This window comes from Curtobacterium pusillum (assembly GCF_007680845.1).
GTDB classification, from domain to species: Bacteria; Actinomycetota; Actinomycetes; order Actinomycetales; family Microbacteriaceae; genus Curtobacterium; species Curtobacterium pusillum_B.
In genome coordinates this window covers 24,944-33,548 of record NZ_VEIY01000013.1, presented here as the reverse complement: position 1 = coordinate 33,548, position 8,605 = coordinate 24,944, and the positions used below count along the sequence as shown (strand labels likewise).

The 8,605-nt window shown below is 73.9% G+C and carries 9 protein-coding genes; 3 read left to right on the top strand and 6 right to left on the bottom strand.

Features of this window, described 5'->3' with window-relative positions:
• Positions 1 to 346: 346 nt before the first annotated feature.
• From rlmN to FS825_RS18230, 3 genes are all read right to left on the bottom strand, one after another.
• Entirely contained in the window at positions 347 to 1,579 is a 1,233-nt protein-coding gene (gene rlmN, locus FS825_RS18240; RefSeq protein ID WP_144715828.1) for a dual-specificity RNA methyltransferase RlmN, read from the bottom strand.
• 100 nt (positions 1,580 to 1,679) lie between these two features.
• On the bottom strand, positions 1,680 to 2,645 hold the full coding sequence (locus tag FS825_RS18235; RefSeq protein WP_144715826.1) for a C40 family peptidase: 966 nt from the start codon (positions 2,643 to 2,645) through the stop codon (positions 1,680 to 1,682).
• Between the two features lie 270 nt (positions 2,646 to 2,915).
• The gene (locus tag FS825_RS18230; protein ID WP_222126969.1) at positions 2,916 to 3,635 is read right to left on the bottom strand and encodes a pyridoxamine 5'-phosphate oxidase family protein; all 720 of its coding nucleotides are present in this window, start codon (positions 3,633 to 3,635) and stop codon (positions 2,916 to 2,918) included.
• Positions 3,636 to 3,693: 58 nt separating this feature from the next.
• Between FS825_RS18230 and FS825_RS18225 the strand changes: the two genes are divergently transcribed.
• Positions 3,694 to 5,202, top strand: coding sequence for an aminotransferase-like domain-containing protein (locus FS825_RS18225; protein WP_260981316.1), 1,509 nt, complete (start codon positions 3,694 to 3,696; stop codon positions 5,200 to 5,202).
• 46 nt (positions 5,203 to 5,248) lie between these two features.
• On the opposite strand, the gene FS825_RS18220 is transcribed toward FS825_RS18225, so the two are convergent.
• The gene (locus tag FS825_RS18220; protein WP_144715822.1) at positions 5,249 to 6,127 is read right to left on the bottom strand and encodes an alpha/beta fold hydrolase; all 879 of its coding nucleotides are present in this window, start codon (positions 6,125 to 6,127) and stop codon (positions 5,249 to 5,251) included.
• Positions 6,128 to 6,149: 22 nt separating this feature from the next.
• Positions 6,150 to 6,326 (bottom strand): hypothetical protein, encoded by a 177-nt coding sequence (locus tag FS825_RS18805; protein ID WP_186377329.1) that lies wholly within the window; start codon positions 6,324 to 6,326, stop codon positions 6,150 to 6,152.
• A gap of 150 nt (positions 6,327 to 6,476) precedes the next feature.
• Between FS825_RS18805 and FS825_RS18215 the strand changes: the two genes are divergently transcribed.
• Both FS825_RS18215 and FS825_RS18210 read left to right on the top strand, forming a co-directional pair.
• A complete protein-coding gene (locus FS825_RS18215) occupies positions 6,477 to 6,827 on the top strand; it encodes a GntR family transcriptional regulator (RefSeq protein WP_144715820.1) in 351 nt (116 codons plus the stop codon).
• Positions 6,824 to 7,780, top strand: coding sequence for a DUF1648 domain-containing protein (locus tag FS825_RS18210; protein WP_144715818.1), 957 nt, complete (start codon positions 6,824 to 6,826; stop codon positions 7,778 to 7,780). Before FS825_RS18215 ends, FS825_RS18210 begins: the two co-directional genes overlap by 4 nt.
• A gap of 37 nt (positions 7,781 to 7,817) precedes the next feature.
• Here FS825_RS18210 and FS825_RS18205 read toward each other — a convergent pair whose 3' ends face one another.
• The gene (locus tag FS825_RS18205; protein ID WP_144715816.1) at positions 7,818 to 8,564 is read right to left on the bottom strand and encodes an SDR family NAD(P)-dependent oxidoreductase; all 747 of its coding nucleotides are present in this window, start codon (positions 8,562 to 8,564) and stop codon (positions 7,818 to 7,820) included.
• Positions 8,565 to 8,605 lie beyond the last annotated feature (41 nt).

The window sequence follows — 8,605 nt, the reverse complement described above, 5'->3', positions numbered from 1 at the left end:
TGATGAGTCACGGGGTCAATAAATTGGCATTGACAATGTGCACGCTGTTGAGTTCTCAAGGACCAGACGCACCCCCCACTCCGACCGCGATGAGCGGACATCGTCAGAGAGGCTGGTTTCGTTGCCCGGGCGAGACTCGGAGGCGACCGTTCCGGCCGTTCCGTTCTCCGCCTCAGCGGCAACGAGTGATTACTTTACGCAGAGGTGAACGGGAGCACCAACCCGCCCCACATCCCGGGCGTGTCGCAGCCGCGAGGCCCGGAAACACGCGGATCGGGAGCCCAGGAACGACAGAAGGCACGGTGCGAACCCGCACCGCGCCTCCCGTCAAGACCAGACCAGCCGTCTACTCGGCGGCGGCCAACTGACCGCACGCGCCGTCGATCTCCTTGCCGCGGGTGTCGCGGAGGGTCGTCGGGATGCCGGCGGCGTTGAGCCGACGGACGAACTCGTCCTGCACGTGCACCTCGGACGAGGTCCACACGGAGCCGGGCGTCGGGTTGAGCGGGATCGGGTTGACGTGCACCCACCCCTTGCCGCGCTTGTTGAGCTTCTCCGCGAGCAGGTCCGCCCGCCAGGCGTGGTCGTTCATGTCCTTGATGAGCGCGTACTCGATCGAGACCCGACGACCGGTCTTGACGAAGTAGTTGTGCGCGGCGTCGATCGCTTCGTCGGCCTTCCACCGCGAGTTCACCGGGATGAGCTCGTCGCGGAGTTCGTCGTCCGGCGCGTGCAGGGAGAGCGCGAAGGTGACGGGGATGTCCTCGTCGGCGAGCTTGTTGATCGCGGGGACCAGCCCCACCGTGGAGATCGTGATGCCCCGGGCACTCATCCCGAGGCCGTTCGGCTGCGGCGCCACCATCGTGCGGACGGCGTCCATCACGCGCTTGTAGTTCGCCAGCGGTTCCCCCATGCCCATGAACACGATGTTCGTCACGCGCTCGGCGTCGACGCGGTCGTGCCCGCCCTTGCGTGGGTCTCCCCCGAGCTCACCGGCGGCGATGGCGGCGTTCGCCCGCACGATCTGCTCGATGATCTCGGCGGTGGACATGTTCCGAGTGAGGCCCTGCTGCCCGGTCGCGCAGAACGGGCAGTTCATCCCGCAGCCCGCCTGGGACGACACGCAGAGCGTGATGCGCCCCGGGTACCGCATGAGCACCGATTCGACCAGGGCGCCGTCGTGCAGCTTCCAGAGGAACTTGATCGTGTCGCCGTTGTCCGTCGCCAGACGCCGGGTCTCGGTGAGGAGCGGCGGGAGCATGCCCGCAACGAGTTCCTCGCGCTGGGCCGCCGGCAGGTCCGTCATCTTCGCCGGGTCGGACGTGTAGTGCGTGAAGTAGTGGGTCGCGAGCTGCTTGGCGCGGAAGCCCGGCAGCCCGAGTTCCTTGACCTTCGCCACGCGTTCCTCGACCGTCAGATCGGCGAGGTGAACCGGCGGCTTGCCCTTCTTCGGGGACGCGAACTGCAGCAGCGGCCGCCCCGCCGTGTCGGTCGCCTGCGTCCAGCCCTCGGTGCGCGGGAGCACCTGCGGACGAGCAGAGCGCTGCTCTTCGAAGGGGGTGCGGGTCTCGGTGGCCATCACTCCAGCTTACGGGAGGCACGGTGCGCGTGGGTGACGCCGGTCACGTCCGGCGTCGGGTCACCCCCACGGCGCCACCGCGTCGCGACGGAGGTGCCGGTCAGCTGCCGGCCGGGAGGACGCGCGCGAAGTGGTGCGCGGCCGAGTACATCGGAACGATGTCGACCACGGCGCCCGGGTGCGGGGCCTGCAGGACGAGGCCGTCGCCGAGGTACATGCCGACGTGGTCCTCGTTGTCGTAGACGACCAGGTCGCCCGGCTGCGCCTCGGACTCCGGGATCGTCGTGGCAGCTGCGTCCTGCGTCGGGACGTAGTGCACGAGTGGGATGCCCACGGCTGCGTACGCGACCATCGTGAGGCCGGAGCAATCGATGCCCTCGTGGCTCGCGCCGCCCTCGACGTACGGGTCGCCCATGTACTGCAGGGCGGTGGAGACGACGGTCGCCCGGTCGCCGCCCGCCGAGAGGATCTTCGAGATCGCGGTCTCGGCCTGGCCCGTGGTCACGCCGAACTGCGTGACGATCGTCGGGTAGGACACGATCGTGGTGGTGGTCGTCATGCCGTCGGTCGACACGACCGGGACCTGGACGTCGCGGGCGACCGTGTAGGTCTGCGTCAGCTGCGAGGTCGTGGTGCCGTGGTGCGCGGCGGTCGAGGGGGTGGCGGCGTTCGCAGGGACCGCGAGTGTCAGGCTCGAGGTGACCGCGAGGGCCGGTGCGAGGAGGATCGCCGCGCGCTTGGCGTTCGCGGCACGGCGGATGTGTCGGGGATCCGCGGCGCGCTCGGCTCGGCGCGCGGCGGAACGGCTCAGCACGGCCGACCCGGCGACCGCGGTCGAGGCGACCGGGCGGGCCGGCGACAGCGAGACGGTGCGAGCGGGCTTGGCGTGCTCCACGAAGGTCGACCGGGCGACGGCGGGGCCGAAGGCGGAACGGCGGCCGCGGGGGCGGCGCAGCTCGGCGTCCGGTCCGGCGGGGACGACTTCCGGTGCAGCGGTCTCGGGTGCGGCGGTCCGAGGAGCAACGGCGCGGCCGTCTGGTGCTGCGGGGAGTGCGTGGCGTCCCATGGTTCCTTCCGGGTCGGACGAGCCGGCCCGAGCAGATGACGAGACGACCCGAGAAGGTAACGTATTGGTCACGAACCTGAACTCCCCTGGGCAGCCGCGGGGAGTTCCTGCGGTTCGTCTCAGGAAGTGCCGTCGGGTGCAGCCCGCTCCGATGCCGTCCCGAGCGCTCGCTGAGCCGCGCTCACGTGAGTCGGGTGCCGTGGAACCAGCCGTCAGGCGGGCGTGCGGCGCATGACGGCGGCGATCCGCGCCTCCCGACCGACCGCCAGGTCAGCGAGGCGGGCCGCCACCGCGCCGACCGACGGGTCCACCGGCTTGTCCCCCGAGATGTCCCCCGGGAGCGGCGTCCCCCGCGCGCACGGCGAGGGGCAGGACGCCCGCCCAGACGGAGTGGTCCTCGCCGTCGTCCACGGCCTCGCCGACGCCGGCCGCGCGGATCTTCACGCTCGCGTGGTCGAGCGGGAGCTGGAGGACCTGGGTGGCGCGGACCTCCTTCGGGGTCATCTCGCGGACCTCGTCGCGTCGGCCCGGCATGAGGTGGTCGGCGACCTGCCGGAGGGCATCGGCGCGGAGCTCCTCGGGGACCACCGTGGCGTTGCCGACGACCACAGCGCTGCGGTAGTTCGCGGAGCTGTCGAACGTCGAGCGGGCGAACACGAGCCCGTCCACGTGCGTCACGGTGGCGGACACGGGGACGCCGACGGTGCCGGCGTCGAGGAAGAGGCCGCCTCCGGTCGAGCCGTGCAGGAGGAGGACGGGGCCGTCCCCGAGGTCGCCGACGCCGCAGAGGAAGGGCAGGACGAGCGGGTGGCCGCCGCGGACGAAGCCGACGTGGGCGACGATCGCCTCGGCGAGGATCGCATGGAGGTCGGCCGGGTCGTGGGACTGGCGGTCGCGGAGGCGGCGGACGGCGAGGGACGGCATGGTCGCGGACGGGTCGGACGGGTCGGACTGGTCGGACGTATCGGACGGGAGGCTCGTGGTGCGCATGCGGGCAACGCTAGGGTCGGGAGTGGTCCGGTCAGTGGACCAGAACGGCGGATGTCGGGTGGACCAGTCGGGGAAGACCGCCGGTGTCGTCGCACGGGTGCGCGCGATGGTGCGGGACGGCACGCTCACGGCGGGCGATGCCCTCCCGTCGACGCGGGCGCTCGCGGCGGAGCTCGGGGTCGCTCGGGGCACGGTCGTCGCGGCGTACGAGCAGCTCGACGGGGAGGGGTGGATCCGGACGCGGCAGGGTGCGGCGGCGCGGGTGGTGGCGGGCGTGCCGGTCGTGGCGGCTGGGCCGGGCGTGCCGGCCGGCGCGCGGGCCGCAGAGCACGCGCGCGCGTTGATGGGCGGGCGGACCGCGGGACCGGCCGGGGCGCGGGCGGACGGACACGCCGCGGCGAGTGGAGCGCCAGCGGCCAGCCCGGGCGCGGGGGCGGGCGCGGCGGGCGCGGCGGCGGCCGGGGCGGCGGGGGCGGGAGCGCCGCTCCTCGACTGCCGCCCGGGCGTCCCCGCCGTCACCGCGATCGCGCCGAAGGACTGGCGGGCCGCCTGGCGCGCTGCCACCGACGCCCCGCTTCGGAACGGCCTCGCCGACCCGCTCGGCCTCCCGGAGTTGCGGGTCCAGGTCGCCGCACAGCTCGGACTGAGCCGCGGCTTCGCCCCCGACGTCGCTCGGCTGCTGGTGACCGGCGGGACCTCGGAAGCCCTGTCCCTGGTGGTCGAGGGGCTCCGGAACCACCTCGGCCGGAGCCCGCGCATCGCGGTCGAGGACCCCGGCTACCGGTCCGGACGACGGGCGATGACGAGCGCCGGTGCCACCCTCGTCGGCGTCCGGGTGGACGACGACGGGCTCGATCTGGACGCCCTCGCGGCAGCGGCCCCGGTCGACGCGGTGGTCGTCACGCCGACGCACCAGTACCCGCTCGGTTCGGTGATGCCCGTCGCCCGTCGGCACCGGCTGCTCGCCTGGGCAGCGGTCACCGGGACCGTGGTGGTCGAGGATGACTACGACTCGGAGTTCCGCCACCGTGGCACACCGGTCCCCGCCCTCGCGGCGCTCGACACCGCGGGCGTGGTCGTGCACGTCGGCGGGTTCTCGAAGACCCTCGACCCACGGCTGCGGTGCAGCTACGTGGCGCTGCCGCCGGGCGCACCGGCCGACGCGGTCGTCGCCGCACGCCTGGCACGCGGTCCGGTCGTCGGCGAACCGGTGCAGGTCGCCGTCGCGCACCTGCTCCGGACGGGCGCGCTCCGGCGGCACCTCGGCCGGGTCCGTCGGGACTACACGCACCGGCGGGAGCGGATCGCCTCGCGGCTCGGCGGGGTCCCCGGACTGGAGGCGCGGGCCCTGAACGGCGGTCTGCACGCGGTCGTCACGTGGTCGGGTCCGGCGACCGCTCGGGCGGTGGTCAGCCGGATGGTGACGGCCGGGGTGCTCGTGAGCGCACTCGACGAGTACGAGGTCGCGCCGGGGAGCGCGCCGGCGGGGATCGTCCTCGGGTACGGCGCGCTCACGCTGCCGGAACTGGACCGGGCGCTCGACGCGCTGCTGGACGCGCTCGGCTGAGCGGTGCCGTGCGGCCGGGCCGGCCCGGTCCGGCGGCCGCGCCCGGTCAGGGGTGGCGGAGGTGCTCCCGCACCCGGTCCTGCACGGCTTCGGCGTCCCGGTGGTCCCACAGCGCGAAGTGGGTCCCGCCCGGGAGCGTGAGGAGTTCCGCGCCCGGGACCTCGGCGAGCGCGCGGGCACTGTGCCGGGGTTCCACGTCGGTGTCCGCGTCCCCGTGCACGAGCAGGGTCGGCGCGTGGACGTCGCGGAGCCCGAGGTCGTCGACCGCACCGAGGTTCCGGACGTCGTTCCGCCAGCCCGCGCGGTGCGGTCCGGAGGTGTTGCCGGTCGCGGCGAGTCCGAGGACGAAGGCGCGACGGACAGGGTCGGCGAGGACGTCGCGGACGTGCGCGTCGAGTGCGGGGCCGCGGAGCGAGCTGACGCCGGCTTCGGCGGCCCGGACGACGGCCCCTGGTGCCACCCTGGCGGCGATCCCGGCGAGGGCCGCCCCGACGGCGGTGTGCGAGACGACCCACTCGAGCGGGGGTACGCGCGCCGGCGTCCACCGTCCGGAGAGCCCGGCGGCGACGACCAGCGAGCGGACGCGGTGCGGGTGTCGGGCGGCGAACCGGTAGGCGGCCGGCGCTCCACCCGACCAGGCGAGCACGGCGGCCCGGTCGACGCCGTGGGCGTCGAGGACGTCGGCGAAGCGGTCGGCTTCGTCGTCGAGCGAGGCCCGGGCGGGGTCGAGCGTGGACCCGAGGTAGCCGGGCCGTGACAGCGTGACGACGCGGAAGCCGTCCGAGGGCAGGAACCGTCCCATGGCCTCGGCCACGTCGATGCCCCCCGGGGTGCCGTGCACGACGAGCACCGGTGCTCCGGTCCCGCGGACGGCGGACTCGGTGCTGTCGGCGGAGGTCGCCGGCGGACGCGTCTCGGGCTGCATCACCCGACGATATCCGCGCTGGCTACGAGCGGCGGCGGCCGGGGTACACCACGCTCGGGCCGCGGTCGCCCACGAGGTCGGCGATGGAGGGCTCGGCCTGCGCGGGGAGCGCCCATCCCCGCCGTGTGGCGCGGCGGAGGTGCCGGTACGTGACGACCCGCATCGGTTGGACGTCGGCGTTCGACTCGTACGTGCTCATGGTGTGCTCCCTGATCGGTCCCCGTCCCCGCCCAGACGGTAGGCGCGCTCCCGAGCGGGGGCGGCTTCCGGTGCCGCTGCCCGCGTCATCCGGACTCGATCGACGCGTTGCGCGTTCCACTCAGTGCATTGTTCGCATAGAATGCGAACTATGTTGATCACGGTCGATCCGTCCGCACGGGCCTCGCTCGCCGAGCAGGTGGCCGTCCAGATCCGGCACGCCATCGCCCGCGGGGAGCTCCGGAGCGGTGAACGCCTCCCGGCGGCGCGCGAGCTCGCGGCGTCGGTCGACGTGAACATGCACACCGTGCTGCGGGCCTACGCCCAGCTGCAGGACGACGGTCTCATCGAGCTGCGCCGGGGCCGCGGGGCCACGGTGCTCCGGTCGGGGAACGCGTCCTTCGACCGGCTCCGCGCGCTGGTGTCGGAGCTGCGTGACCAGGCGGAGACCCTCGGGGTCCCGCTCGACGACCTGTACGCGATGATCAAGGGGGCACGATGACGAACCCGACGACGGGGACCGGCACGCGACTGGCGGTGGTCGCGCCGAGCGTGGCCGTGGGGGTGGCGCTCGCGGTGGTCGCGATCGCCGTGGGTCCAGCGCTGCCGGACCGCATCGCGACGCACTTCGCGGCGGACGGCCGCCCCGACGGCTGGGGATCGCCGTGGACCGTCCTCTGGATCACCGTGGTCGTCGTGGCCGCAGCGATCGTCTGCGGGGCGCTCGCCCTGCGCTTCCGCGACCGACGCACGGCAGCACTGCTGGTGCCCGTCGTGAACGCCCTCGCCGCGTCGCTCACGGTGGTGTGGATCGCGGTCGCGCTCACGAACGCCTCGGGTGCCCCGACCTTCCCGTGGTGGCTGGTGGGCGTCGTCCTCGGCGCGATGGTCGTCGTCGCGGTGCCGCCGGTGGTCGCCCTGATCAGGACGACTCCCCCGGTCCCCGCGTTCGACGTCGCACCCCTCCCGGTCGGACCGGATGCCCGGGTCGCCTGGCGCTCGAGCACGGGCGCGTGGTGGTTCGCTGCGCTCGGCATCGCGGTCGTCGGACTCGGCGTCCTGTGCACGGTCCTCATCGCGCCGGAGAGCACCGGCGGCGCGGTGACCGCCGGGGTGCTGTTCGGGCTCGCCAGCCTCTCCGCCCTGGTCCTCGCGCGGGTCGAGTGCACCGTCGACCGACGAGGCCTCCGGCTCACCTCGACGTGGACCCGGATCCCGCTCATGCGCGTGCCGCTCGACCGCATCGAGTCGTGCGGGTGGGAGCAGGTGTCGCCGGGCCAGTGGGGCGGGTGGGGCTACCGGTTCTCCGGACGCGGTGTGGCGTACGTGGTGCGGTCCGGGCCGGGGCTGGTCGCGCGGCTCGGCGGTGGCGGCGCCCGGATGGTGACCGTGGCGGACGCCGAGCGCGGTGCCGCAGCGCTGGGAGCCCTGCTCGCGGCGCGTCCGACCGACTGACCAGCTGCGCCGCGGCGCACGGCGCAGCGCGCCCCGACTACAGGCTCGTCATCCCGCCGTCGACCCGGAACACGGCGCCGGTGGCGTACGAGGACTCGTCGCTCGCCAGGTAGACCATGATGCCGGTGACGTCCTCGGGCGTGCCGGGCCGGCCGAGCGGGGTCCGCGACACGATCGCCGCGCGGGACTCCGGGTCCCCGGAGATCGTCGACACGAGCGACGTCTCGGTGTAGCCCGGCACGACGGTGTTCGCGCGGATGCCGTCCCGCGCGTAGGCCATCGCCGTCGCCCGGACGAGCGCGTGCACACCGCCCTTCGTCGACGAGTAGGCCGCGAAGTCCGCGCCCTCGCCGGTGAGGCCCGTCGGCGACCCGGTCACGATGATCGACCCGCCGCCGCCGGCGAGCATGGCCCGGACGGCGTGCTTCACGGTGAGGAACGTCCCGGTGAGGTTGACCGCGAGCGTCCGGTTCCAGGTCTCGAGCGAGACGTCGGCCACCTTCGCGTCGTGCCCGAACAGCTGGACACCGGCGTTCGCGACGACGACGTCCGGGCTCGCCCCCTGTGCGGCGAGTGCGGCGTACCCGGCCTCGACACTGGCTTCGTCGGAGATGTCCATCGTCAGCGGGAGCGCGGAGCCAGCGGCAGCAGCGGCCGCCGAACCGTCCCGGTCCGCGTAGACGACACGCGCCCCCTCGGCGACGAACCGGTCGGCGATCGCGCGTCCGATCCCCGATCCGGCGCCGGTCACCAGTGCGGTCCGGCCGGTCAGTCGTGCGGTCATCGGTGCGCTCCGTCCTCGGAGCCCCAGTGCTCCGGAACCCA

What these genes read in the sequence shown, in the direction of transcription:
- FS825_RS18805 (WP_186377329.1), bottom strand. Translation starts at nt 6,326, where the DNA reads ATGAGCACGTACGAGTCGAACGCCGACGTCCAACCGATGCGGGTCGTC.
- FS825_RS18215 (WP_144715820.1), top strand. Translation starts at nt 6,477, where the DNA reads ATGTTGATCACGGTCGATCCGTCCGCACGGGCCTCGCTCGCCGAGCAG.
- FS825_RS18205 (WP_144715816.1), bottom strand. Translation starts at nt 8,564, where the DNA reads ATGACCGCACGACTGACCGGCCGGACCGCACTGGTGACCGGCGCCGGA.
- FS825_RS18235 (WP_144715826.1), bottom strand. Translation starts at nt 2,645, where the DNA reads ATGGGACGCCACGCACTCCCCGCAGCACCAGACGGCCGCGCCGTTGCT.
- FS825_RS18210 (WP_144715818.1), top strand. Translation starts at nt 6,824, where the DNA reads ATGACGAACCCGACGACGGGGACCGGCACGCGACTGGCGGTGGTCGCG.
- FS825_RS18220 (WP_144715822.1), bottom strand. Translation starts at nt 6,127, where the DNA reads ATGCAGCCCGAGACGCGTCCGCCGGCGACCTCCGCCGACAGCACCGAG.
- FS825_RS18230 (WP_222126969.1), bottom strand. Translation starts at nt 3,635, where the DNA reads ATGCGCACCACGAGCCTCCCGTCCGATACGTCCGACCAGTCCGACCCG.
- rlmN (WP_144715828.1), bottom strand. Translation starts at nt 1,579, where the DNA reads ATGGCCACCGAGACCCGCACCCCCTTCGAAGAGCAGCGCTCTGCTCGT.